At 47.1% G+C, this 25001-nt stretch carries 19 protein-coding genes and 1 pseudogene; 9 read left to right on the forward strand and 11 right to left on the reverse strand.

Features of this window, described 5'->3' with window-relative positions; genetic code table 11:
- Positions 1-452 precede the first annotated feature (452 nt).
- Positions 453-937 (forward strand): annotated as a pseudogene (locus tag ABWO75_RS08845) (ferritin-like domain-containing protein).
- 96 nt (positions 938-1033) lie between these two features.
- Here the strand turns inward: ABWO75_RS08845 and ABWO75_RS08850 are convergent.
- Entirely contained in the window at positions 1034-1393 is a 360-nt protein-coding gene (locus ABWO75_RS08850; protein ID WP_353184665.1) for a response regulator, read from the reverse strand.
- A gap of 100 nt (positions 1394-1493) precedes the next feature.
- Positions 1494-3500 carry a sensor histidine kinase gene (locus ABWO75_RS08855; protein ID WP_353184667.1) on the reverse strand — a complete coding sequence of 669 codons (2007 nt, stop codon included), beginning with the start codon at positions 3498-3500 and terminating at the stop codon, positions 1494-1496.
- A gap of 315 nt (positions 3501-3815) precedes the next feature.
- On the opposite strand from ABWO75_RS08855, the gene ABWO75_RS08860 reads away from it, so the two are divergent.
- Complete coding sequence (locus ABWO75_RS08860; RefSeq protein ID WP_353184669.1) at positions 3816-3995, forward strand: hypothetical protein; 180 nt, start codon at positions 3816-3818, stop codon at positions 3993-3995.
- A gap of 215 nt (positions 3996-4210) precedes the next feature.
- Here the strand turns inward: ABWO75_RS08860 and ABWO75_RS08865 are convergent, their stop codons facing one another.
- The 3 genes from ABWO75_RS08865 to ABWO75_RS08875 all read right to left on the reverse strand — a co-directional run bounded on the left by ABWO75_RS08865 (position 4211) and on the right by ABWO75_RS08875 (position 5796).
- Positions 4211-4675: a ferritin family protein gene (locus tag ABWO75_RS08865; protein ID WP_353184671.1), complete on the reverse strand. Its 465-nt coding sequence runs from the start codon at positions 4673-4675 to the stop codon at positions 4211-4213.
- Positions 4676-4725: 50 nt separating this feature from the next.
- Positions 4726-5211 carry a hypothetical protein gene (locus ABWO75_RS08870; RefSeq protein ID WP_353184673.1) on the reverse strand — a complete coding sequence of 162 codons (486 nt, stop codon included), beginning with the start codon at positions 5209-5211 and terminating at the stop codon, positions 4726-4728.
- A gap of 120 nt (positions 5212-5331) precedes the next feature.
- The gene (locus ABWO75_RS08875) at positions 5332-5796 is read right to left on the reverse strand and encodes a PA2169 family four-helix-bundle protein (protein WP_353184675.1); all 465 of its coding nucleotides are present in this window, start codon (positions 5794-5796) and stop codon (positions 5332-5334) included.
- A 322-nt stretch (positions 5797-6118) separates the two neighbouring features.
- On the opposite strand from ABWO75_RS08875, the gene ABWO75_RS08880 reads away from it, so the two are divergent.
- From ABWO75_RS08880 to ABWO75_RS08905, 6 genes are all read left to right on the forward strand, one after another.
- Positions 6119-7324: a selenocysteine synthase gene (locus ABWO75_RS08880; protein ID WP_353184677.1), complete on the forward strand. Its 1206-nt coding sequence runs from the start codon at positions 6119-6121 to the stop codon at positions 7322-7324.
- Between the two features lie 139 nt (positions 7325-7463).
- Positions 7464-8711 (forward strand): amidohydrolase/deacetylase family metallohydrolase, encoded by a 1248-nt coding sequence (locus ABWO75_RS08885; protein ID WP_353184679.1) that lies wholly within the window; start codon positions 7464-7466, stop codon positions 8709-8711.
- Positions 8712-8818: 107 nt separating this feature from the next.
- Positions 8819-9358, forward strand: coding sequence for a RidA family protein (locus tag ABWO75_RS08890; protein WP_353184681.1), 540 nt, complete (start codon positions 8819-8821; stop codon positions 9356-9358).
- Positions 9359-9589: 231 nt separating this feature from the next.
- On the forward strand, positions 9590-10519 hold the full coding sequence (locus ABWO75_RS08895) for an RraA family protein (protein ID WP_353184683.1): 930 nt from the start codon (positions 9590-9592) through the stop codon (positions 10517-10519).
- Between the two features lie 31 nt (positions 10520-10550).
- Positions 10551-11519 (forward strand): aldose epimerase family protein, encoded by a 969-nt coding sequence (locus ABWO75_RS08900; protein WP_353184684.1) that lies wholly within the window; start codon positions 10551-10553, stop codon positions 11517-11519.
- Positions 11520-11557: 38 nt separating this feature from the next.
- Complete coding sequence (locus tag ABWO75_RS08905) at positions 11558-13222, forward strand: aminotransferase class V-fold PLP-dependent enzyme (RefSeq protein ID WP_353184686.1); 1665 nt, start codon at positions 11558-11560, stop codon at positions 13220-13222.
- 74 nt (positions 13223-13296) lie between these two features.
- Here ABWO75_RS08905 and ABWO75_RS08910 read toward each other — a convergent pair whose 3' ends face one another.
- On the reverse strand, positions 13297-15054 hold the full coding sequence (locus ABWO75_RS08910) for a PQQ-dependent sugar dehydrogenase (protein ID WP_353184688.1): 1758 nt from the start codon (positions 15052-15054) through the stop codon (positions 13297-13299).
- A gap of 376 nt (positions 15055-15430) precedes the next feature.
- Between ABWO75_RS08910 and ABWO75_RS08915 the strand changes: the two genes are divergently transcribed.
- Complete coding sequence (locus ABWO75_RS08915; protein ID WP_353184690.1) at positions 15431-17023, forward strand: PLP-dependent transferase; 1593 nt, start codon at positions 15431-15433, stop codon at positions 17021-17023.
- 36 nt (positions 17024-17059) lie between these two features.
- Here ABWO75_RS08915 and ABWO75_RS08920 read toward each other — a convergent pair whose 3' ends face one another.
- From ABWO75_RS08920 to ABWO75_RS08940, 5 genes are all read right to left on the reverse strand, one after another.
- Positions 17060-18145 carry a carbohydrate-binding family 9-like protein gene (locus tag ABWO75_RS08920; RefSeq protein WP_353184692.1) on the reverse strand — a complete coding sequence of 362 codons (1086 nt, stop codon included), beginning with the start codon at positions 18143-18145 and terminating at the stop codon, positions 17060-17062.
- A gap of 74 nt (positions 18146-18219) precedes the next feature.
- Entirely contained in the window at positions 18220-19641 is a 1422-nt protein-coding gene (locus ABWO75_RS08925) for a PQQ-dependent sugar dehydrogenase (RefSeq protein WP_353184694.1), read from the reverse strand.
- Positions 19642-19673: 32 nt separating this feature from the next.
- Positions 19674-20102 (reverse strand): c-type cytochrome, encoded by a 429-nt coding sequence (locus tag ABWO75_RS08930; protein WP_353184696.1) that lies wholly within the window; start codon positions 20100-20102, stop codon positions 19674-19676.
- A 387-nt stretch (positions 20103-20489) separates the two neighbouring features.
- The gene (locus ABWO75_RS08935) at positions 20490-22070 is read right to left on the reverse strand and encodes a SusD/RagB family nutrient-binding outer membrane lipoprotein (protein ID WP_353184698.1); all 1581 of its coding nucleotides are present in this window, start codon (positions 22068-22070) and stop codon (positions 20490-20492) included.
- Positions 22071-22095: 25 nt separating this feature from the next.
- On the reverse strand, positions 22096-25001 hold a 2906-nt coding region (locus ABWO75_RS08940; protein ID WP_353184700.1), incomplete at its 5' end, for a SusC/RagA family TonB-linked outer membrane protein.

The following is a 25001-nucleotide window of genomic DNA, read 5'->3' on the forward strand; positions in this document are numbered from 1 at the left end:
GTCTTTTCATGCCTTCTTCATTATCTCACCATTTAACCTAGTCTTTCTCACACTTTCCCCTTATGTGTATAGCTACCATACTTAAAATAACACATCCTGGTAAAATTTGATTTAAAAAATTAAACTGTCCCGTTGTCACTACATATCACCCGTCAACGGCAATGATCGAGATCGCTATGAAGTAGAAGGCGATAGAAAGAAAGTTCAGTGAAGCTAACAGACCAGACCATTAAACTGGACAAACTATTGATTTAATGGACAACCAAAAATTGGAAATTGCATTATCTTCGCACACAACCACCCACCTAAAAAACTAAGCAACCACTTAACAATCCACCATCCGATATATGTCACCTCGCTTTGTCCGGCGCCACAGCGAGGCGTAAAAAGTGAACAGGCAAATACGAATCAAACAATTTAATATCATTGCAAATACAATGAAAAATGGCAGCATGCCGAATGCGCATCTTCACGAACTGTTTGTTGACGAATTAAGAGATGTATTAAGTGCAGAAAAGCAATTACTTAAGGGGTTAAAAAAATGGCGACGAAAGCGGACCGCGAAACGCTTAAAGCGGCATTTGATGAACACCACACCCAAACAGAAGAACATGTGGAGCGACTGAAACAGGTATTTCGATCCATCGATATGTCACCACGAGCAAAAACGTGCGAAGCAATGAAAAGCCTGTTAAAAGAAGCTGAAGAAATCATGGAGAATTTTGAAAACACGGAGGTACTTGACGCTGCGCTTATTGCCGCCGCCCAAAAAATCGAGCATCATGAAATAGCCAGTTATGGGTGCTTGGTTACTTATGCCAAATTAATGGAACATCAAAAGGCCAAAGAAATACTGAATGCAACACTCAACGAAGAAAAGGAAACAGACAGCAAACTAACCGATATCGCCATGGAACAAGCGAATGTCGTACCATAGTGTAATTTACTAGCAACATATTTGCCCCCTTTTTGCATCTTTCAATCATTTTAAAGATGCAGAAGGGGATTCCGCGAAGTTGACTTTGATCCGTAATTAGCTGAGGAGTAAAGCCACCCGGTTCAGAAATTCAGTTATATTAAATGGTTTGCCCATAAAGTAGTCAGCCAATACAATCCGCTCATCGGTCCGGGTACCCTCGTAAGCCGAGATAACCAAGATGGGAATACCTCGGGTCACCTTGTTCCGCTTCCAGGTTCGGCAAATTTCCAGGCTATCGTCGCAGAAAAGCTTCACATCAACGATGAGTAAATGAGGCAGTGCGCTGAACAGCTGCTGTTTATAGACCTTCGTGTTCATATAGATACTGACATCATATTCCTCTTCCTTCAATAGAAAGGCGACAAGGTCACCAACTGCCTTATCATCCTCAATGACATGGATTATCTTTTTCACCGTACAGCTTTTACTCAGCTGTAGTTTTGACGGAATAAACCACGCGAAGTTTAAATGTTATATAATACTGTAATCATTACAGGTGCATGAGCATTGGTTTTTAATCGAAAAGTGTCTTTATGGCATCACTATCCTGCTGTGTATAAGGTATTGAGAAATAAAAAGTCGCACCTTTGCCAAGCTCGCTTTCGACATCAATATGACCATTATGCCGATTGATGATTTCCTTACTCAGGTATAACCCAAGTCCCAATCCGGGCATTTTGGACGTACCCTCAATCCGGAAAAAACGCGTGAATATTTTCCCACGTTGCGCTAAACTCATACCCATACCTTCGTCGGTCACCTTTACGGTCACAGCAGTATCCGACGTTTCAACGGTAACGTATACTTTGTCCGATTCAGGTGAATATTTGATGGCGTTGCTTAGTAGGTTAATCAATACCTGTTCAATGCGTTGCTTGTCTGCATGAACCATGATATGCTGGTTGTCATTAATGATAATTTGATGGGTCGTGCTGCTGAAGCGAAAGGTTTCGACAGCATCGAGTATCAGCTCACTAATATCAAACGTTTCATAATAAAGATCGAGTCTGCCCGCTTCTATCCTAGAGATATCGAGTAACTCTGCAATCAATGCTTCGATCCGGTCAACCTGCTTCAACGCTTTACCGAGAAATCGCTGGCCGATTTGATTAATTTCATACCGTTCCAATATCTGAAGATATCCCTTTATGGTTGTTAAAGGTGTCTTAAGCTCGTGACTGGCTAAGGCAATAAATTCATTTTTTTTGAGACTCAACGCATTAACCTCTTCAAACAACTTCGCGTTTTCAAGTGCCACCGCCACTTGGGATGCAATATTATAGATCAGTTCATCATCAGCCCCCTCGTATATTTCACGCTCTATATACCCCAATAAGATTACCCCGGTGAGTTCGCCGTCAGCTGAGTAAATCGGCGCAGATAGGCAGTGATTGATGGTAGGTAAACCATTTTTGGTCAACTCGTTAAACACGGAACATATATCCTTGTTCGTTGAAAGCGGATCAAATCGAACAATTTTCCGATCAGCAAAAACACCCTGTAATAACTCCTGCAGTCTGTATGGATTTTCAAGCACATTTCCATTGCATGCCGTCCCTCCTATCGCCACGGAATGTGTCACACGACCATCATTTTCCGTCATCCAATAACAGCAAATGCCAATATCGGCAATAGATGCACGGATAGTTGCTTCGATAACGGTTTGAATGATAAATTTCACATCCAATTTTTCCGAAATCACCTTGCCGATGGAATACAGTGTTTCCAATTTCCGCGCATTCAATTTCATCAGCTGTTCGTTTCGAATCTGTTCTGAAATTTCTCTTGCAATCTTGGAAGCCCCGATAATCTGCCCTGCACCATTGCGCATAGGCGATATTGTCAATGATATTGGAATTTCATGTCCTGACTTCGTGAGACGGACGGTCTGATAATGGTCGACATTTTTTCCAGCCTTCACTTGTTGGATGATGTGTTCTTCTTCCCAATACAGACGGGATGGTATAAGTGTGTTAATGGACTTGCCAATAATTTCAGTCTCATGATAACCAAATATGCGCTGCGCTCCCGCATTCCAACTCATAATGTTACCGTTAAGATCCTTACTTACAATGGCATCGTCAGAAGACTCGACAATTGCGGACAGCAATGCCTGTTTGCTGTCCTGCTGTTTATATGCCGTGATGTCAACGAGCGTATTATGCGAGCCGATTGCTTCGCCTTTTTCATCCAGCAAAGCCTGAGAATAAACTAACACGTTCCGCCGTACGCCATTTGGTCGCTCGATAATTACCTCGTTATAACTGGTTACGCCAGCTTCGGGCTGCATGGCCACAGGGAAAGCGTCCAATGACATTGGCCTGCCATCGGCATAATAACTGGCCGACGCACCGCTCCATTTTTCCAAGCCAATTTCAGGTTTACGCCCCCACAATGCTACCGCCGCATCATTATAAGCCAATAAGACACCTGCTTTATCACAGATATAGCCAGCCAGAGGCGAGGCCAAAAACATTTCCTTGAATACCCGGTTAGTGACCCGTGGAAACAAATCTTTCATATAATCGGTCGCTCCTAATTGGCACAGCCCTTTCGAAATTCGGGAAGTTATGATAAATACAAATTTATAATAATATCCTCAACAATTTCCTAATAAATGTGCTTCCGCCTTCGCTGTACAGTTAACTGAATTAATTGTATACGATCTTATATTTTTCGTATGATATGTTGCACATCGGTAAGTCCGACGTGCCGTGTTCGTAAAATGACAAACGTCCATTAAGCATATTAATTGCCTAAAAAAACATTAATCCGCTATCTGCAACGTTTTTGGTTCGTTTTTCTCAGGAATAATGATACACAAATACATATCGTTATGAATTTAGGAAAAGTAAGTTTATTCATTGTGGGTTTTAGCATCCTAGCTGCAGCCTGCGGAACCGGAAAAAACAACGATGGTAATCAAATGGATACAGCGGACTATGACCAGCAGACCATGCCCCGCGATAGCGTATATCCATTGGATACAACTGACATGGAAACGGATACCATGTAGGTAGCCCGTATTTGCATTATCCCTTCGTTGCGTGCCTTTGTCGCATGTCGTCCTCTTCCTGTTTGGATTCGCGTGAAATTCGCAGGCGAAACAGGAATGGAGGCAGCTTTATATCTACCATGAGTTAACGCAGCCGGCACCCTCATATCCAAATGGAAATCAATCAGTTATTTGAATGATTGAGTTTGATAGGTTATTACTTAACCGGCTACAGACTACACTGGCTGATGAAGGTATAAGGACCTGTATCGTTTATAAAAAGCTTTCAATTCCTCTTTTTGCTTGGCAATTAGCTTTTTAGTGCTTTTACTGTTAGGACTGTCCAATTGTTTCTCCGCGTACCGATATATTTTCAACAACGCACGCTCTCCCCGGTCGAACAGTTCTCCGATGGTCATAGCCTTCCTGCCCGTAAGAAACGATGTTACCGCACTCCAAACTTTCAGCACCGGGCCGTCTGGATTTCCCCGGTGTGGCAGATCCCGGGTCAGCGAAACCAGTTCAGTCTCCAGTTCATGCTGAAGATGCTGCCCCTGGAAAATAATTTCCTCAAAAACGTCCTGTTCCGCAGGTGAGTGTAATCGGGACGCCGCTAATACCGTTTGATAACTCAAAATACGCCATCCGTTCACCTCAATGAGGTCGTTAAGCAGCGACGGAGTTGTCGGCGAATGTGCCATGGTTGTCCGCGTTAAGTTCGAAGTCGGTTATAAATCTCTTCCTTTTAATACTAAGAAACAGCGGCCAACGGTTGATTCTGTTTGGCCGACTCCAGGAGGAAGTTTTCAAAATGGGCGATCCAATCACGTGCCGCAATAATTTCCCGCTTTTGTCTTTTTACCAGTTCCCGCAGTTCTACGTCTAATCCTTCGCTCCCTTCCACGCCGTGATAAGCGATTAGTAGCGCATTTTCACCAGATTTACAACGGTCAAGCGAATATGTGGGCATACGGCTATCGAACACGGCTTTCACTACTGACCAAGCCAGTCCCACTTGTTCAGAATGCAACTGCATGGCTATACCACAACGAGTGGCCATATTATCTAATTCCACTTTCATGTTTTCACTTTGTTTGATGAATGCAGTGAACAAAGTTTCGAGGCATTGCTCTCCGTTCCCAAGCATATTCAATGCTTTCCTGTAGCCATTGATCCGCTCTTTATGAAAGTCTATCAAGTCATATAGACATTCGGCAACTTTTTTCAGGTTTTCCATGATATGGCAGATATGATATTATATGGTAGCGTGATTAAATCCCCGGGTTACTTTTAACCCCTTGCTAGCGCTGCCCGCATCACCATAATAAATAACTTAAGTAATCGGGGCGTATTCACACTATGCTTCTTCCCGTTCCCGGTCACGTAATTCCTTTACCTGATCGTGTGAAGCAAGTAGTTGTATTTTTTGGTTCGTAATTAAGGCACGGGCGGCCGGCGAAATCCCTTCTTCCTGTTCGGCCTGCCGATATGCTTTTTGTGCAGCGTCCTCTCCATATTCGCAACTTTCTAAGATAGCCTTACGGTCGTCGGAGGCCAATGCTGCTTTGATATCCATCCAGGCACGGTAAATTTTGCCCGACACGGTAGTCTGCGTATCTACCTTACCATCCCACGCGCTGATGTGCTGCTGTAGTTCCGCTTTCAACCCCTCGCTCTGTTCAACAAAACGGGTGAATAGGCCTTTCAGGTCGGCGTTGATTTCCGGCAATTCTGTTATTGCCCGCTGATATCCCTCTATGCGATCGTTGTTGATTTTAATAAGATCATTCAACACCTCAGCAGTTTTTTTTAAGTCTTCCATGATTATCTTCTTTTTGATAAAATTTTCAACTGGCCAACGGGGCGTCCGCCGAACGTTCATGATGTTGACAATCCACGTAATTTATTGTTTGAAAAATTTCAAAATAGTGAGCGGCTGGTCGGGGACGACGAACCGAAGCCCTTGTCGGTTACTTTTTTGTCCGCCTGCTCTGTAGCCTTTCCACAAGTCATCCGACACCCAGAACCGGTAACGTTAAAAACCCGCTGATAACCCCGTCTTTATATTAGGAAAGTTTTCAAAAAATAGTAACTTTGGTTATTCAAAAAGTTCTAACTATCTAATTAATTCTAACTTTCAAAATATGAAAAGGAGAGAAGCACTCAAGTATTTATCAGTGACTCCGTTGGCTGGCGGTATTGTGGCTACAACGGCGAAAGCTGCAGCACCCGAAGCAATTGCAGCAGCTCGGGTTCGCGGTCTGGTGGAAGAGCTCGGTATACGTTCGTTCATCAATGCTGCGGGCACGTATACAGCAATGACCGCATCTTTAATGCAGCCGGAAGTAATTCAGGCCATCCAGACCAGTTCACGGAAATTTGTCATGCTTGATGAGGTCCAGGATAAGGTGGGCGAAAGGATTGCTAAATTATGTCACGCGGAGGCGGCGATGGTTACTGCGGGCTGCTGGTCAGCGCTCGTACTGGGAACCGCAGGTGTTTTAACCGGCACGGATTTAAAAAAAGTAGCACAACTACCAAATGTAACCGGTCTTAAATCCGAAGTCATTGTACAAAAAGCCCATAATAGCGGCTACGTGCATGCACTGACAAATACCGGTATTAATATCGTCGCTGTTGAAACCGCTGCAGAATTTGAAGCCGCAGTAAATGAGCGTACGGCAATGACCTGGTTTCTTAATGCCGCGTCAAATGATGGTTCAATTCGTCATGAAGAGTGGCTTGCGTTATGTAAGAAACACAACATTCCGGCAATGATAGATATGGCTGCCGACGTACCTCCTGTTGAAAATCTATGGAAGTATAACGATCTCGGGTTTGACTTGGTATGCGTATCAGGAGGAAAAGCGCTCAAAGGCCCACAAAGTGCAGGTATTTTGATGGGACGCAAAGAACTCATCGCTGCTGCAAGGCTGAATGCGCCCCCCCGTGGCGGAAACATCGGCCGGGGTATGAAAGTCAACAAAGAAGAAATTCTGGGCATGTATGTAGCCCTGGAAAAATATGTCAATACCGATCATGAAGCAGAATGGAAAGAATGGGAAAAGCGGGTAGCAACCATCGAAAGCGCTGTAAAACGGGTAGCAGGAGTAAGCACACAGGTTACCGTTCCACCAATAGCCAACCACACTCCCACACTGACCATCACATGGGATAATCGGGTAAAAATAACCAACAAAGACTTGTCGGAAAAACTTCGCAATGGCAGCCCGTCAATTGAAGTAATGCGGAATGGTGACGGTGTAAACCTCACGGTTTTTATGTTGGAACCCGGGGAAGCCGAAATTGTGGCCAACAGGCTTCAAGAGGAGTTTTCCGCAGCCGTTTAAGGCTTACATGACAGCAATTATAGGCGAGCCTAATTTTCAAACTATTGAACACAATTTTCTTAGTAAACGAGGGAGTCCGAAAAGATCACGTCATTTTGAAGGCCCTCGTTTTATCGTATAACTTTACATGAAATTTATAATGCGTATTTTAACTTTTTGCCTCTTACTATTTGCAGCCACTACCGGTTTCGCGCAACAGTCGTATGACCTGGTGATCAAGGGAGGCCATGTGATCGATCCGAAAAACGGCATTGATGGTCCAATGGATGTAGCAGTACTCGACGGAAAGATTGCACGGGTTGCAAAAGACATTTCCGCTACCGGCGCCAAACAGGTTGTCCACGCCGATGGCATGTACATAACTCCCGGACTTATCGATATCCACGGTCACGTATTCTACGGTACCGATCGGTCAAATTACCTCAGTAACGGCAGTGTGGCAGTCGTGCCTGACGGCTTTACGTTCCGTGTAGGCGTAACCACGATTGTTGATGCCGGCGGCGCGGGCTGGAAGTCTTTCCGGATGTTTAAAGAAAACATCATCGACCAAGCCCAAACACGTGTCCTGTCTTTCCTGAATATTGTCGGTGAAGGCATGCGGGGCGGAGCTTACGAGCAGAGCACCAATGATATGGATCCCAAATTGGCTGCACAGACAGCAAGTGCAAACCGCAATTACATTGTTGGATTCAAATTGGCACACTATGATGGGCACGACTGGACCGGGATTGAACGGGTAACTGAAGCCGGTCGTCAAGCAGATCTACCCGTACTCATCGACTTCGGGGGTTCAACACCACCATTGTCCATTGAAGAATTATTCTTGAAACGTCTGCGTCCGGGTGATATTTTTGCCCATACCTACACGCTGTTGCCAGGCAATGTCCGCGAGACGATCGTGGATGAAGCAGCCGGTAAAGTAAAACCATTTGTTTGGGAAGCCCGCAAACGGGGAATTAATTTTGAAGTCGGTTATGGCGGAGCAAGTTTTAATTATTCACAGGCCATTCCAGCCGTTAAGGAAGGTTTTTACCCAGATGCCATCAGTACTGACCTCCATACCGGAAGCATGAATAGCTCGATGAAAGACCAACTCAGTGTAATGTCTAAATTCCTGAATATGGGCATGCCGCTTGCCGACGTGATTGAGGCTAGCACATGGAAACCTGCCACCATTATCAAACGCCAGGAACTGGGCAACCTTTCTGAAGGTTCCGAAGCTGACATCGCCATTTTAACTATGCGGAAGGGTAATTTTGGATTCTACGACAAGACCGGGTACAAAGTGGAAGGGGATCGTAAATTCGAATGCGAAATGACCATCCGGGGCGGCCGGATCGTTTATGATCTGAATGGTATTGCCGATCCCATTTACGTAAGAAGATAATTGAACTGCGCTGTCCGCCATGCGCCCAACTGATGCCAACAAAGTCATCGGGGATCGCATGGCGGACAATTGCGTTTATCCGTGAACTCAAATTAAAGTTACTCAACATGATCAAACTGTTTCATTCCATTTCTTTTACCATGATTTGTCTGTTATTTGCTGCCACAGTAAAGGGCCAGGGAGCGACCGATGTAGAGGCGCGTTTAGCTGAATTGGGCATCAAGCTCATCCAGGGCAACCCACCCACGGCAAACTACCTAAAAGCCGTCCAGTCGGGAAATTATGTTTACTTGTCCGGACATGGCCCCGACAAACCCGAAGGAGGGCAGGTCATTGGAAAACTTGGCGCTGATCTGACGGTAGAAGAAGGAACTGCTGCTGCCCGTTTAGTTGGCATCTCCCTCCTCTCGTCCTTGAAACGCGAAATTGGCGACCTGAATAGGGTCAAACGTATCGTTAAAGTACTGGGGATGGTCAATGCAACACCTGATTTCGAACGCCACTCACAGGTCATCAATGGCTTTTCTGATTTGATGGTAGAGGTCTTTGGAGAATCCGGCAAGCATGCACGCTCGTCAGTGGGGCTCTCGTCGTTACCTTCGGGCATTCCCGTTGAAATCGAAATGATTGTTGAATTAAAGGATTAAGCAATCATATTCGTATATTTTATATCGTAATAATTGCATTACAATTAACTATATACTAATTTGCTTACCTATTATTGATGTAAAATTGGTTAATTCCACTATTACGGTGAAATAATTGAAATTTCCGGGCGCCCCGTTAGCTACGTCGGCCCAACAAAACATACACCTGGCAAAAAGCCCGTTGAACTTTGAACTGTTATCGTTAAATTAAATTTATAAGAACAAGAAGCAATGAAGCGTTTTTCGTATTTACTCTGTGCATACCTATTTTGTTTAATCGTACCTACCGGCCTATCAGCCCAGACCATTTCCAAAGAAGAATTGGTTTTCCTGACGTCAGAATGGAAAGGCGAGCGTTTTGAGGATGGTCGTCCTAAAATTCCGGACAATATTGTGGAACGCGCCAAAGCCATTGGTCTTGACGATGCATGGACTATTTTGCGTAACATGGGGTATAATAATCAGTTCGAAGATGGCTGGAAACTGGTGCATGACGATGTAACCGTTGTAGGTCGGGCATTAACGGCAACGTTTATGCCTAAGCGGCCGGATATCGAGAAAAATATCCTTGAACGCGGACATGAACGGGGTTACATCGGCGCCACTAATGCCTGGCCGATTGACATGCTGCAAAAAGGTGATGTGTATGTTGCTGACGGCTTCGGAAAAGTTGCCGGTGGTACACTAATTGGTCAGACACTCGGTAATTCCATATTTAATAAATCCGGCAACGGCGTTATCTTTAATGGAGGTGCACGTGATTTGCAAGGGCTATTGCAAATAGATGGGTTTAATGCCTTTGTCCGGGACTTCCACCCTTCGTTCTTGGAAGAATCTGTATTGATGGGGCTTAATACACCAACCCGTATCGGGAAAGCCATCGTGATGCCGGGCGACCTGGTTTTGGCAGAGCGTGAAGGGGTATTGTTCATTCCGGCACACTTAGCAGAAGAGGTTGTACTGACCGCGGAGTTTATCGTCCTGCGCGACAACTTTGGCTTTGAGGTAATTCGTAATGGCCGCTTCACAACCGGACAGATCGATAGCCAATGGACAGACGAAATCAAGGAAGCCTTTCTCCAATGGCTGAAAGAAAACCCTTCGGAAGGCCAAATGACACGGGAAGAACTTGATAAGTTAATGGAAAAGCGAACCTGGTAACCGGCTACTCGGTAACAGGAATATAAATGCCATGTTAAAAAAGTTAAGCATCGGGCTGTTAGCAGCATTCGTCGTAGTTGCTGTTGCAATGGTACAGGTATCTCCTCCTGAAACAACAATTTCCAATGGCATCATCGAGGCACGCCTGTATCTGCCCGATCAGCAAAATGGCTATTACCGTGGGTCGAGGTTTGACTGGGCCGGTGTCATTAACACCTTAAATTATAAAGGGCATAATTACTTCGGCCCCTGGCGTGATCATGATCCAGTGGCGCATGATGCTATTACTGGTCCGGTGGAGTATTTCGAACCGCTGGGTTATGACGAGGCCAAACCAGGTGAAACTTTCGTAAAAATTGGAGTTGGGCGGGTACGTAAACCTGATGAAAAGCCTTATTCTTTTAGTCGTCAATATGAAATTGTTGACCACGGAACATGGGAAGTACAAGCACAAAAAGACCGGGTCGAATTTATTCACCGGTTAACGGATAACGATTATCCCTACGTGTATAAAAAAACAGTCCAATTGGCAGCTAATGAACCGCGGCTCCTGCTTACCCATGAGCTTAAGAATCTTGGCCAGAGAACGATGGAAACCGAAACATACAATCACAACTTCTTTGTAATGGATAACCGGAAGATCGGGCCCGAATATACCGTTGAATTTCCTTATCCGATTACCGGAGAACCGAATGCGGGTGATTTCGCTACCATAGCAGGTAATCGGTTTGTCTTTAACCGCGAAATTACCAAAGGAGGATCTTCCTTTTTTGGTGGCGTTACCGGTTTTACCACAGCACCATCGGATTACCGTTTCGATATCAAGAATAGTGTTACCGGAGCGGGCGTTACGGTAACCAGCGACCAACCGATAGCTAAACTCAACTTTTGGGCGAGCCCAAATACCATTTGTCCGGAACCCTACATTTCCGTCCGCGTTAATCCGGACGAAACATTTCACTGGACCATTAATTACGATTTTTTTACCACGAAACAATAACACTAATCTTTTAACTACTATACTAATTAAATAATCGGATGAAACGAAGAGATGCGATTAAGGGGCTAAGCCTCTTACCCCTTGCCGGAGTCTACGGCTCCGCTCTGGCGCAGGGCGCAACAATTGCGAGCAATAGTAAAACGGGGGTACTGGGTGTTTTAGCCAGTGCAAATCAAACTGGTGCTGAGGCAAGTGCAGAAGTGTTTCGTGCAATAGGTGTTGAACCTATTATTAACTGCCGTGGAACATTTACAATTATTGGTGGATCTGTGGAGTTGCCTGAGGTAAAAGCTGCGGTGCATGCTGCTGCTGACAATTTCGTACAATACGATGAACTGGCAGCCGGTGTGGGACAGCATTTGGCAAAGCTGACCGGTGCCGAGTGGGGCATGGTATCCTCTGGCTGTGCAGCTGGAATGAAACACGTAACGGTTGCCTGCTTAACCGGTGGAAACCCAGAAAAGTTAATCCGTTTACCCAATGTTGCCGGACTGGAAAAAACCGAAGTTATTATCCCGCTATATTCGCGTAATTATTACGATCATGCGATCCGCAATACCGGCGCTACGATTATTACGGTAGAAACAGCGGAAGAGTTAAAAAATGCAATCAGCGAACGCACGGCCATGATCTACATCATGACCGGAAGTCAAAGCGAGGAAGGCCCCCTTTCTACACGCGCGATTGCTGCTATGGCAAAGCCACATAATGTTCCGATTTTAGTGGACGCGGCCGCTGAAGACCTTACCGTACCCAACGTACACCTGGAACAAGGTGCGGATGTGGTGGCATACAGTGGCGGTAAAGTAATGTGTGGTCCGCAGGGCGCAGGACTTTTACTGGGCAAAAAGAGCATTTTACAGGCAGCGTGGCAGGCCAGTGCGCCACACCACGGCATCGGACGTAACGATAAAGTTGGACGGGAAGAGACGATGGGTATGGTAGCAGCTGTAGAAGCATGGCTTCAACGGGATCACAAAGCGGTTTGGCAAAAATGGCTTTCCTGGCTGGATACCATCAACAAACGGGTATCTACCATTCCGGGTATTAAAACAGAAGTACGCGAACCCAATCGCTTATCCAACCACAGTCCTTCATTGTCCATTACCTGGGACCCTAAGGCATTACACGTAACGGGTGATGAAATTGTTGACGAGATGGTACGTGCAAGGCCAAGAATCGCCGTAGGTGGTTCAAGAGGCGAAAATGGACTGACAGGCGTTTCAATTACTGCATTCCAGATGCAGGATGGAAATGATAAAATTGTAGCGGATCGGCTGTATGAAGTGCTTTCACAGAAAAGAACGCCGAAGTCAACAGCGCCCGTAGCGGCAGCTCACGACGTTACCGGCCGCTGGGAAGTGAATATCAAATTCGCAAACAGCGAAAGTGTTCACAATTTCTACATCGAGCAGAAAGATAACTGGGTAACCGGTGTACACCAAGGCGACTTCTATACACGCGACATGGTGGGCTCGGTAGAAGGAAATGAAGTGAAATTCCAAAGCGCGTACCGCGTACCCGGTGATAGCCTCGTATTTTCATTTTCAGGCACCTTATCCGGAAACGATGGCGACCAAATGACCGGCAGGGTACATATGGGTGAGTATCTCGAATGTACATTCGCAGCAAAAAAAGTGGAATATACGACAGAAAACCGTCGTTCAATCAAAATCCCGGTAGGTCCTCCCCTGTCTACCTAGTCACGGATTTATTTAAATAAAAAAGGGTTGGCCGAGCATATTGCTCGGCCAACCCTTTTTTATTTCGGCTATTGTTATTGTGCGGTTTCAGCCCGAACCTGCTTTACTTCTTCAGCGGTAATTTCACTGGCATTATTACCAAAACTCTGCCTGATGTAAGTAGTTACTTTCGCGATATCTTCGTCGCTTAAAAAGCTATGCTGCGGCATCAGGTTATTATAGGAAACACCCTTCACCTTAATTTCGCCCTCCAAGCCATTTAAAACAACATCAATCAGTCGTTTTTTATCGCCAATTACCCATTCTGATCCATCCAATGGCGGGAACCGGCTGCCGTCACCTTTGCCGTCACGTTGGTGGCAGGTGCCGCAGTAAGTCGAATAAACCTTAGCCCCAGCGACCTCTTTGCCCTTATCTAGATTATCCTGTTCCTCATCCGGCGTGCGGATATGCGTAAGCTTCTTATGCGTTTCCATTTCCGCAAGCTGCTGTTCGCCAAAACCGTCCTTATTACCAGTGTAGATAATACGCCATACTTTTCCTTTCACGTCGTCGCTCACGTACAGTGATCCGTCCGGTCCCATGGCAAGTCCCATTGGCCGGTGTTTAGCGTCGCTGACATTGACAATGGGGTCTACACCTGCAAAGCCGTCGGCGAAAACTTCCCACTCACCTGATGGGACGCCGTCTTTAAACGGAACAAATGCAACAAAATAACCCGATTGCGGATACGGTGCACGATTGGTTGAGCCGTGGAAAGCAATGAAAGCACCTTGCTTATATCGTTCAGGAAACTGGTCACCGGTATAAAAGAACAGATCGTTTGGTGCCCAATGCCCTGGAAAGCCAATGAGCGGCTGTTTGTACTGGCTTCCATCGCCCAATTCATCCTGCTGAGCCAAATATTCGGGGTTAATTACTTTCTCCCCTTTCATCTGATCGTAATAAAAATAAGGCCATCCCGCATCATCACCCTTTTCAACCTTAAAAAATTCCTCCGATGGCAGCATGGCACTTTGCCACGGGCTATAATAGTTGGCCCACAGGCGCAGCAGGTCGTCGCGACCGTGCTGCAACGCATACAGGCTATTCTCCTGATGGTTCCAGTCCTGTGCTACAACACTTCGAAGTCCGGTAGCATACAACTCACCATCCCGCTGTGTCTGATTAAGCTTGTTCGCATCAAAGCGCCAGATACCACCGTGGTCAGCGAGCATTTCACAGGGATACTGACCTGGACTGTTCGGGGTACGGTTCTCGACCTGGCAGCCGTTAGACGGTGCGCCGAAGGGAACATACATATAACCTTCGTTATCAAACGTAACCGGTTTAGCGATATGTTCGTGCGTACCATGCGGGTGATCATCATGTAAAACCAGCTCCATATCCTCCTGCGGAAGCAGTTCTCCCGGAGTCAGCTTGTACCGGAATACATTTAACATCGAACTAAAATACAGGTATCCATTGTAAATCCGCATGGCTGTTCCGTAACTGCCTTTGTCTTCATAATCGCCGAAAGGGATCACAATATCGGCCTTTCCATCGCCCGTGGTATCCCGCAACGCTACATTTCCGCCGATGGAATCCGGAAATCGCAGTTTTACATAAATGTCACCATTGTCATTGATGGCTAGGTGACGAGCTCTGCCTTCCAGGCTGTCGACCACCACAATTGCTTCAAAGCCGCCCGGAAGCGCCAACCCGCCATTGTCCGGATCGCCTTGGAGCCCACCACTCCCTTTTTGCGTACAACCGACTACGGACAGCAATAGTATTGCGGGGAAAAAATACCTTCCTACCCTGGAGCAGGTTTTTAATAGATTAGCATACATAGTTAACGTATAGTTTTTTGAAGCCGCAAATATAGCTACTTCCAATCAAACCAGCAGCAGCAAAAGCGACAGTTTTGTCACCCCTTTGGACAACTTGGTTGTTTACTATGATATATTTAGGGTATTATGGGGTTGTCCGGAAAAGTAAACTGTCAAAACGCTTTGCAAAAACAATGATTGCCTACTTTTTAGACAACCCCTATATTTTGATGGCCGATCGGCCGGTGATGAGAAAACAAAGGCGATTATAGACAATCAATTATCAAAATATTTATACCTTTAACGAGCGAAACCACCACGTTTTTTGCACACGTATGTAAGCTGAAGACCACCAATTTAGGCATTTGCCTACTTTTTTATAAAACAACTAACTAACATGAAACGTAGAGAAATTCTTAAAAGTTTAACCGTTTTACCCCTGGGAGGATCGGTATTGCACGCAATCGGAAAAACCCGGTCGGACCGAAACGCCGCGCTGACACCTTGGAATAAAGCCAATAACATTTATGAATCCATCGGTGCGACACCACTGATCAATGCCCGTGGGACCGTTACGATTATCGGAGCCAGCCGGGTATGGCCCGAAGTGTTGGAGGCCATGGACGCCGCGTCGCAACATTATGTACAACTTGATGAACTGATGGATAAGGTGGGCGACCGTCTCGGCGAACTCACGGGTACCGAATGGGGATTTGTCAGTGCGGGTGCTTCCGCAGCTGTAACCGCGGCTACCGCCGCCTGTGTTACCGGCGGCGATCCGGATAAGTTATGGCAGGTACCCAATCTCGCAGGCATGAAAGATGAGGTGGTTATTACCAATTATTCACGTACCGCATACGACGCAGGTGCCAAAGCCGTTGGTGTAAAAATGGTCGAAGTATCCACTCCGGAAGAACTAGCACTTGCATTGGGTCCTCGCACAGCCATGGTACTTGTGTTAGCCGGTGCCCGGTCGGAAGAAGGGCCGCTGTCCATACGGGAAATTGCAAAACATACCAAACCATTAAATATTCCCATTTTTGTAGACGCCGCAGCAGAGGGACTTGAAGTACCTAATCCACACATTACCCAAGGAGCCGATCTCGTCGCATACAGCGGCGGCAAATACCTCCGTGGCCCGCAATGTGCTGGTCTGCTGCTCGGCCGTAAAGACCTCATTCAGGCCGCCCGGATTGCCATGGCACCACATCACGGTTTCGGGCGCGGGTTTAAAGTAGGCAGGGAAGAAATCCTGGGCATGCTCACCGCCGTTGAAATGTGGCTAAAACAGGACCACAAAGCCATTATGCAGCAATGGGTCGCCAAGTTAGAACATATAGCTCAGCCTTTGAAGGGCATATCCGGTGTCAAGGCGGATATCCGCATGCCCCGGGGCCGTTCCAATCACAGTCCGTCCCTTCGGGTAGAATGGGATATGCAGCAAATTCCGCTAACAGGCTACGATATGGAGCAACTGCTTTGGAATAGTACACCGCGCATCGCTGTAAGCGGTGCAGGCAGTTTCCTCCCCTTTCCTCCTAACATGCAACCCAATATCAGCATCGGATCTTCGCAGTTTAATGACGGCGATGAGAAAATCGTTGCACAGCGCGTAGCCGAAATATTGAAGAACCCCACACCGCCGAACCCGGTACCCACCGCGGCTCCATCCGTTAATCTCACGGGGCAATGGGATCTTGAAATGCATTTTTCAGCCAGCGTTGTTAATCAGAAACTGGTTTTTGAACAACAGAACGGCGACAGTAACTTACAGGGAACCCATTTCGCCAGTTTCGGCGACCGAGACCTCTTTGGTGAACTGCATGGTAGCGATATTCTATTCAGAAGTTCTTACACCAAGGAAGGTGTACGGCTCAATTTCGAGTTTACGGGAACAGTAACCAGCAATTCGGAGATGGGCGGAGCTGTCAGTCTAGGTGAATACGGCACAGCATCATGGAAAGCAAAACGGCGGGATTATAAGGCTTAATCCCGCCGCATGTTTATTTTAGTCGACTAACTTTTATCAGTCTTCTTTTCCTTTACTTACTTTCCCCAGATGGTCAATCGTAATGAATTGGCCATTTGGGTAATTATACCGCAGTAAGAACTGGTATGGCGTAGCAAATAGCTGGATCGCATCAGTAACAGCCAATTGATCTTTCGGGTACGCGTCCCGAAGCGCGCGAAGGTCAGCAGCATAAGCACCATGCTCACCTTGATAGGCCTGCTGGACATAATAGTATTTCCAAAGCTCAAGCCGCATTCCCTCTTCTTCGTGGTCAATGGTCGGTGGTACAGGGTTGCCGTCATCTTCGGCAAATAATACATACCCCATACGTTCCGGAAAATGGAGGTTAACCGCTCCAACAGGCGACCAAACCCAGTATTCGGGTGCCAAAGGCCTGCCGTTGCCATCACTTTTCCGCTGATATTGCCCATCCTGAACTTCGGTCTCCCGTTGCACCCGTGAAAAATTCATGCGCCAGTAGTCGCCCGGCTTAATCGCTGCCCGTCGGCCACCCAGTATCGATTTTATGGGGAAAGCCAGTTCCACACCCCATCCGCGGTCCTCGTCTGTCGGATCATTCAACGTGCCATTCACATGTACGGCCTTCTGAAGTCCCTTGATGTCCCAATCGGACAATGACCTGCCGCCATTGCGGTACGGAAGATTCATGATCAGGTCCCAAACAGTCGTGAATGCATTGATCTGGAACTCCACATAATTATGTGTATCGTCGTCCGGGTCAATAAACACCTCCAATGCGTTATCCTGAAAAACGGACGAATCGTGTTCCTTCAGGGTTGCCCACACGTGCGGCTCTTCAAACGCTACATAAAGGTACACATAATTGTCATCCCACAGCAACTTACCCCGAGTTGTATAAGCAGCCGGCTTATTTTCACCATCGGTAATGTCAGAAAAATCAACAGTCCAATCCGCCTTGCTCCACTGTGCTTCGTCGGCTTTCCCGTCAATGGTGATGGTACCGGTTGTTTTCTTTGCTGTATAAATACGTGGCGACTGAAGTAATTTCGAATCGATTTCCTGTGCCTGTGCTGCAAACACGCCAGCCAGGCATAAACAAAATAGGCTTGGGGTTTTCACTGGTTAATTGATTTGGTTTCACATACATCATTGCGGAACTAACGGCTCCGCAATGATGTATAATGGGTTTATTATTAATCTTTTGGTAATGTAATCTTCCAGATCCGGCCATCGGTATTCGCAGCATATTCAATGATGTACGCGACGTTACCAACCAGCACCGCATCCGTTGGCGAATTGAATCCGTCCACGATGCGGGTCGTTTGCACAATATAATTATCAAGCAATTTATTGTAGGATAATTTCAGGTGCAGCAGGTCTTTCCCCTGTGCTCGGAGCGGATCCATTCTACCGGCCCTGCCTCCTCCGGCATACCGGATAACAAAGCCATCACCTTTCAGGTCTTCGCTTAAAGCATTTTCTTTATCAAAGAATAAGGCTAGCGGCGAGCTGTGCGCATTGAACGTGCTGATTGCTACGCCGGTAGTATCACCGTCAAGCACATGTCCGGAATATGCCCGATATTCATTGGCGTCAGGACCGATATTTAAGACACCTCCTGTAAATGTAACCCCTTCTGGTCTTTTAGGGAAATTAGGATCATTGTGAAAATATTTCACGATCCAGGCGTGTGAAGTTTTGCCGATCAGCGGATCGCGGTCCGGATCCGGAACCCACTCCGGATGCTGTTGCGGATTTTCAATGCCCCCCATGATCCAGGGGAATCCATAGTGGTGACCCTCCCGGATCCAGAACATATCCTCCGAATGGTCGTAATCACCAGAATTAACTACACCAAATAGATGACCTTTTCCGTCAAATGCCATATCATATGCATTACGGATCCCTTCGGCAAAAATATAGCCCTTGGCTTTCAATGCCGCTTCGTCATCCTCCAACAATAAATTCTCGCTGTCGACGGGGAACCGGAATACTTTCGCTGTCAACGCATTGTCACGTGCATTTGGATATGCGCCGCGGTTGTCCTGAACTTCCCCGTGGTCCGTTCTTGCACCGGTGTTCACATAAATATATTTTTGGTCCGGACTGATTTCCAGCGCATTCCAACCATGGTCAAAGGTTGTTGCATTCGTGCCGTACTCCACCGTATTAAATACTTCAACCAGCTTCGGCGATGCCTCGTCCAGGTTGTAGCGTACCATCCGGCCCTTCGTCCCCTTGCCATCATTGACTGAGATATTGCCGCAAAGAAACAGGGTGTTGCCCAAAAAAGCCGCTCCCTGTAACCGCGTGATCGCGTGATCCTCAGCAGAGAATACCTGTTCCGTTTTTGCCTTCGGTGTATCAAAGTTGGTAATACGAAAAACGTTGCCATCAAATGTGGTGTACCAGAAGTCGCCGGTTACCTCGTTGCGAAGCAGCCGGACACCCAATGGACCGATATCCATCACGCGTTCAATTGTAATGTCCGGACGTAACGCAACAGGCGTATTAACAGGCGGCGCCTGCCTTCCCTGCGCAGCTGCATTGTCTGCCAAACCACCCGAAAGCAGTAGTGTTAAACCGAGCGAACACCCATAAAAATATAATTTCATAATGATCAGTAATTAGTTATGATAGTAAACGATTAGTTATTCTTTGGTAAATCCCGGATAAACACCACCAGTTGCCACCGTTGCTCTTCCGATAAGGCATCTTTGAATCCCGGCATATTGCCCCGCCCCTCAGATAATTTCCAGTAAATCGCGCCGTCCGTCTGTTTCTGCACAACGGGATCATGAAAATTAGCGGGTAATATACCTGCGGCACCTCCTGCAGCACCATTTCCATACCCGTAATCGCCATGACAAGGTGCACAGTACATCAAATAAATCTCCTCGCCCTGTTTCACGGTAAGCGGTTCCACCTCATAAGGATTTTTGATTGCATCAGCTGTTTTGGGGGCAACCCACCGATCCTGTACGTGGCCAATGTTGGTGAATGATAAAAGTAACGTCCCGCTGGTGATAGCAGCAACCCATAAAAGCATTTTCGCAGTTTGTTTCGTCGTGTTCATTAGAAATAGCAAAAGAATATAATTTAATAATTAGTCAATGCGTTAAAATCAAGCTAAATGTAGCAAATAAGGCGTTTATCTGCTTCTTTGGAGAGCACGTATATCCTCATTCCGATCTGCATCAAATCGCGCACAAATTAACTAAAAAAAATAATGTTTCCCGAGCACAACTTATCAATTCCGTAACAAATATGTTAAACAACAAACCACTACCCAGGTCGGGATATAACGGCTATCGTCAGGCACGAAAGCAACGGAAGGTTGCCGCCCCCATTAAACAAAAATACCTATGGGTGAATCCACCCATAGGTATAGTTAACCGGCCATATTTGGCAGGACATGTGTTGTCGTCCTACGCTAACAGCCTATTCACTTAAACACAAATCGTTATTCTGCTACATCCCACCAAACGCGGGTAATCAGTGCGTCGCCCGTAAATTCCTCAAATCCCTGACGTTGCAATGCTTCGAGGTAATTTTCCCGGTTGGTCAGGTTTTCATCAATTGGCGGATACATCCGACGGAACATTTTGCCGCCCGTTACGTTACCCGGATAGTTCACCGGCATGAGCTCGGGGTATCCGGTTCTCCGCCAGTTCGAATAATTTTCGTAATCATCGCCAAACAGGCACACCCATTTCTGCGTATTGATCTGTCCGAACTGCTCTTCGAACGTTCCACCCGTTAAGAACGGGTTAGCGGTAAGGTATGCTGCAATCTGCGCATCAGAAATATTACCGGAGCTTGGTGCCCGGTCGGCCCATAAGGACCATTGTTTCATACCCATCTCAACTCCTTTGTTATAGGCAGCCTCAGCCGACATGCCATTATACCAACCGCGGATAGCGGCTTCAGCCAATAACAGGTAGGCTTCTGACGGACCAAGAATAACCGTTGGCGCCGCTAAGTTCAGGATCAACGGGGAAGGTTCCGAATACGTATCAAAATCGGCCGGCCGGGTATTAAGCGACCCACTGACCATACCGCGTTGCACGCTGATATCGTTATTTGCTGTATACGTACCGTCACCATTAGGTTCCCATACAATTGACATCACCGGAAGACGCGGGTCATTCGCTGCTTTCATGTAGTCAATAAACGTTGCCGCATACTTACCACCCTCCACATTGTCACCGCCGGCTGTATTGTAGTTGCCGTTAATCCAAGAATTAATCTTAACATTGATGGCACCCGGTGTATTGGAGTACTGGATATAAGCAATATCGCTTTCGTCCGTCATTACACCACCGGCAATTGCTTTCTGTACCCATTCCTGGGCCAGGGCCTGATCTACCTTGGTCAGGCGCATACCCAACCGCAGCATCAGCGTATAAGCAAACTTCTTCCATTTTACTACATCACCCTGATAGAACAGATCGCCGGCGCCAAATGTGGGTTTCGCCGGATCCAGTGTCGCAGCGGCCTCGTCCAATTCCTTGAACATGTCGCGATAGATGGATTCCTGGGTATCGTACTTCGGCTTCAAATTACCATCCTCGCCCAATTGTGCTTCGGAGTAAGGGATATCTCCAGCCACATCCGTCAGCTGATGATAAAAGTAAACCCGTAAAATACGGAGTAACGCTAATTTATTTGCATTATCTACCCCGTCTTCCTGTTCGGCTTCCAGTGCTTTACGGATCTGGTACAACCGGTTCAGTTTACCCACCCATACACCATTACGGTTAAAACCCGTATAAAAGTTAAACGGCGCTCCCAGTCCATTAAAGCTATAATATTTATCGCCAATGGCAGGTACTTCCTTGTAAGAAGAGAAAAACTGCACGCCCTGAGCCATCATACCATAGCTCCATTCCGGCAAATCCAGGATGGCTCCGGTGAACATGAACTCGGGGACGACCTTGTCCACTTCATGCTCCGGTACGTTCATATCGGTAAGGCTATCGGGGTTACAGCCATACAGCATGCCTGCAACCGCAAAAACCATCGCGCTTATCTTTAATTTCATTTTCATCACTATCTATATTTAGGGATTAGAATCTAACACTTAAATTGAAACCAATGTTACGTGTACGGGGCTCGCCGGTACCTGCGGTACCTGTAGCATTGCCTACCGTCTGCTGCATCTCCGGATCCAGGCCGGCTTCGCGCACGGCCTTATCGCGGTACAGAATAGCCAGGTTCCGCGCAACAATACCGATGCTGGCCGACTGGATAGCTCCAATTCCCAATTTGCTTACCGGGATGTTGTAATTGAACACCAATTCCCGCAATTTAACAAAATCCGTATTGAAGGTTTGCAGTTCCGAATACATTACTCCTAAGTTGTTGTAATAGGTATCCAGCTGATCCTGTGGCCAGGTTTTGGTAAACGGATTGCCGTTCTCGTCAACACCTTCCACCGTCAAGCCATTCGGGTTATCACGGCCCGGCAATGTGTTTTTGGTCAAGCCAAAACGCATTGCATAAGTCCACAGGTTGTTAAACGCTACTGCACCGAATTTTGCATCCAGTAACACACCTAAAGAGAAATCTTTGTAGCGGAACTGGTTGTGCAAGCCCATCATGTAAGGCGGGTTAGCGATACCAAGGTCGCCTTCCACACGTTGCTCATAGCCACTGGCGGAGTTAAAGACCTGGCGGCCCTGCTCGTCTTTCAGCAATTTCCATCCCCGTACGGTACCGTAAGGCAGGCCAACCGCGTTGATGATACGGACAGCATTGGAGATACTGGAACCAACAGTTACAAAATCAAGTCCGGGTGCCAGGTCAACGATCTCACTCAGGTTGTAAGCGAAGTTATAGCTTACGTTCCAGCTGAAGTTTTCTTTGCTGATCGGCGTTCCGCGCAAGGCCAATTCCACCCCTTTGTTCGTAATCTTACCGGCATTGATAAACCCGGAAGTAAAGCCGCTGGTAGCGGAAATATTCGGACGCAGGATATCATTTGTGGTTACCCGGCTGTAGTAGGTTGCGTCGATGCCCAACCGGTTGTTATAGAACTGCATCTCAAAACCACCTTCACTGGTTGTTACCGTCAACGGCTGCAATGTCAGGTCGATCAGCTCGCTCGGAGCATCCTGTACGGGTATGCCATCAAATCCACCGGTCCGGATACCGTAAGTACGGATTACCTCACCCGGGTCTACGTTGGAGCTACCCACTTGCGCCCAGTTACCCCGCAGTTTCAGGAAGTTCATGTTCCACGGCATGTCGATGATGTCCGAAAGAATCACGCTCGCCCCAACCGAAGGGTAGAAAATCGAGTTATTCCCCTTGTTCAGCGTAGAGAACCAGTCCTGACGACCCGTAAAGGTCAAATTCAGGAAGCTTTTGTAATTCACATCCAAGCTACCGAACACGGAATTCGTTCCCCACTCCACGTCACTGCGGAAAGGGTTGTTCAGAATCGACAGGTTGGTGTAGCTGATGAAATTAGGAACGATGAACCGTTCGCCGCCAATCCGGCTTACGGTAGTCGCGTTGCGCTCCATGTTACCACCCACCATTGCCGTAAATCCGAAATCATCTGAAAAATCAGAAGTATAGTTCAGGATACCAAGGTAATTGGTCTTCGAGCTTTGCTCCTGCTCGGTATTCAGCAAACCCTGTGGGGTAAAACCGGTACCGATCGGCATGTAGTCCATGTAATCAATGGACATCCAGTCGCGGGCAATGGTACCCCGTGCATACAGGTTATCCATGAAGTTAACCTGTGCGCTGAACTGGCCGATAAACCGCTGACGGTCGTCGCTGTTACCGGTTTTGTTGACCAAAAACCAGGGGTTTGGTGCTGCTGGAACCGGGTTCCATGGTGTTTCGTTACCGTTCGCATCATAGCCCGGGGCCAATGAGTTAATGTCAACGGTGTTACCCAACAGGTAAACTGCCCATGACGGATTCCGCTCGGCATAACCTACACCCGCTACGTTATCCCGGTCCTCCTTGTTGTATTGCAGGGTTGATTCCAATTGCAGGAAATTATTTTTTCCCAATTTGGATTGCAGGCTGAGGTTACCTGTTTTCCGCTTGAAAGATGAATTAGGTGTTTGCGCCTGTGAACGCAGGTCAGACAACGACAAACGGAAGTTAATCGCTTCGGAACCGCCGCTGAATGCCAGCGAGTTGGTCACGTCAACGCTCGGGCGGTAAAAGCTCTTGATATTGTCTTTTACGTTTACCGGTGAGTACGGGCGTTCCACGCCATCGAACTGAACCACCATGGATCCATCCATCGGCGCGCCGTAAGAAAGACGGCCGGCGCTGAGTGCTGCCGTTTGGCTGGCCGGTTTAACCCCGTCGTTACCGGAACCGTACTGGTATTGGTAGTTCGGGTAATCCGTCGGTGTACCGATCATGGTGTTCGAACGGAATTCGACACCGATGCCCTGGCGTGCCGTACCTTTTTTAGTGGTAATGAGGATGACCCCATTTGCCGCCTGGCTGCCATAAAGTGCCGCAGCAGCACCACTCTTCAATACGGTAATCGATTCGATATCGTCGGGGTTAATGCTGGAAATCGCGTCCCCACGGTCAATATTAAGGCCCGTTGTGTTTGTACCACCGCCTTTATTAGTCGAATTAATCGGAATACCATTTACCACATACAGCGGTTGCTGGTTACTGTTCAGGGAGCCATTACCCCGGATTACAACACGGCTGGAACCACCGGGTCCGGAAGCAATCTGTGAAGCGTCCACACCGGCAATCTTACCGCTCAGCGCACTGGCAACGTTGTTTTCACGGGCTTCCGTAAATGCAGAGCCACTTACTTCAGCGCTGGAATAGTTCAACGTGCGGCGCTCCCGGTTGATACCCAAGGCGGCAACAACCACTTCTCCCAATACATTATCGTCGCTTTCGAGTACGATTTCCAGGGGCTGAGTTCCGGTTACGGTCACCTCTTTGGTTACATAACCAATGTACGACACCACCAATA

It is taken from the genome of Parapedobacter lycopersici (genome assembly GCF_040395035.1).
Lineage (GTDB): Bacteria > Bacteroidota > Bacteroidia > Sphingobacteriales > Sphingobacteriaceae > Parapedobacter > Parapedobacter lycopersici_A.

What these genes read in the sequence shown, in the direction of transcription:
- ABWO75_RS08855 (WP_353184667.1), bottom strand. Translation starts at nt 3,500, where the DNA reads ATGAAAGATTTGTTTCCACGGGTCACTAACCGGGTATTCAAGGAAATG.
- ABWO75_RS08860 (WP_353184669.1), top strand. Translation starts at nt 3,816, where the DNA reads ATGAATTTAGGAAAAGTAAGTTTATTCATTGTGGGTTTTAGCATCCTA.
- ABWO75_RS08865 (WP_353184671.1), bottom strand. Translation starts at nt 4,675, where the DNA reads ATGGCACATTCGCCGACAACTCCGTCGCTGCTTAACGACCTCATTGAG.
- ABWO75_RS08870 (WP_353184673.1), bottom strand. Translation starts at nt 5,211, where the DNA reads ATGGAAAACCTGAAAAAAGTTGCCGAATGTCTATATGACTTGATAGAC.
- ABWO75_RS08875 (WP_353184675.1), bottom strand. Translation starts at nt 5,796, where the DNA reads ATGGAAGACTTAAAAAAAACTGCTGAGGTGTTGAATGATCTTATTAAA.
- ABWO75_RS08880 (WP_353184677.1), top strand. Translation starts at nt 6,119, where the DNA reads ATGAAAAGGAGAGAAGCACTCAAGTATTTATCAGTGACTCCGTTGGCT.
- ABWO75_RS08885 (WP_353184679.1), top strand. Translation starts at nt 7,464, where the DNA reads ATGCGTATTTTAACTTTTTGCCTCTTACTATTTGCAGCCACTACCGGT.
- ABWO75_RS08890 (WP_353184681.1), top strand. Translation starts at nt 8,819, where the DNA reads ATGATCAAACTGTTTCATTCCATTTCTTTTACCATGATTTGTCTGTTA.
- ABWO75_RS08895 (WP_353184683.1), top strand. Translation starts at nt 9,590, where the DNA reads ATGAAGCGTTTTTCGTATTTACTCTGTGCATACCTATTTTGTTTAATC.
- ABWO75_RS08900 (WP_353184684.1), top strand. Translation starts at nt 10,551, where the DNA reads ATGTTAAAAAAGTTAAGCATCGGGCTGTTAGCAGCATTCGTCGTAGTT.
- ABWO75_RS08905 (WP_353184686.1), top strand. Translation starts at nt 11,558, where the DNA reads ATGAAACGAAGAGATGCGATTAAGGGGCTAAGCCTCTTACCCCTTGCC.
- ABWO75_RS08910 (WP_353184688.1), bottom strand. Translation starts at nt 15,054, where the DNA reads ATGTATGCTAATCTATTAAAAACCTGCTCCAGGGTAGGAAGGTATTTT.
- ABWO75_RS08915 (WP_353184690.1), top strand. Translation starts at nt 15,431, where the DNA reads ATGAAACGTAGAGAAATTCTTAAAAGTTTAACCGTTTTACCCCTGGGA.
- ABWO75_RS08925 (WP_353184694.1), bottom strand. Translation starts at nt 19,641, where the DNA reads ATGAAATTATATTTTTATGGGTGTTCGCTCGGTTTAACACTACTGCTT.
- ABWO75_RS08930 (WP_353184696.1), bottom strand. Translation starts at nt 20,102, where the DNA reads ATGAACACGACGAAACAAACTGCGAAAATGCTTTTATGGGTTGCTGCT.
- ABWO75_RS08935 (WP_353184698.1), bottom strand. Translation starts at nt 22,070, where the DNA reads ATGAAATTAAAGATAAGCGCGATGGTTTTTGCGGTTGCAGGCATGCTG.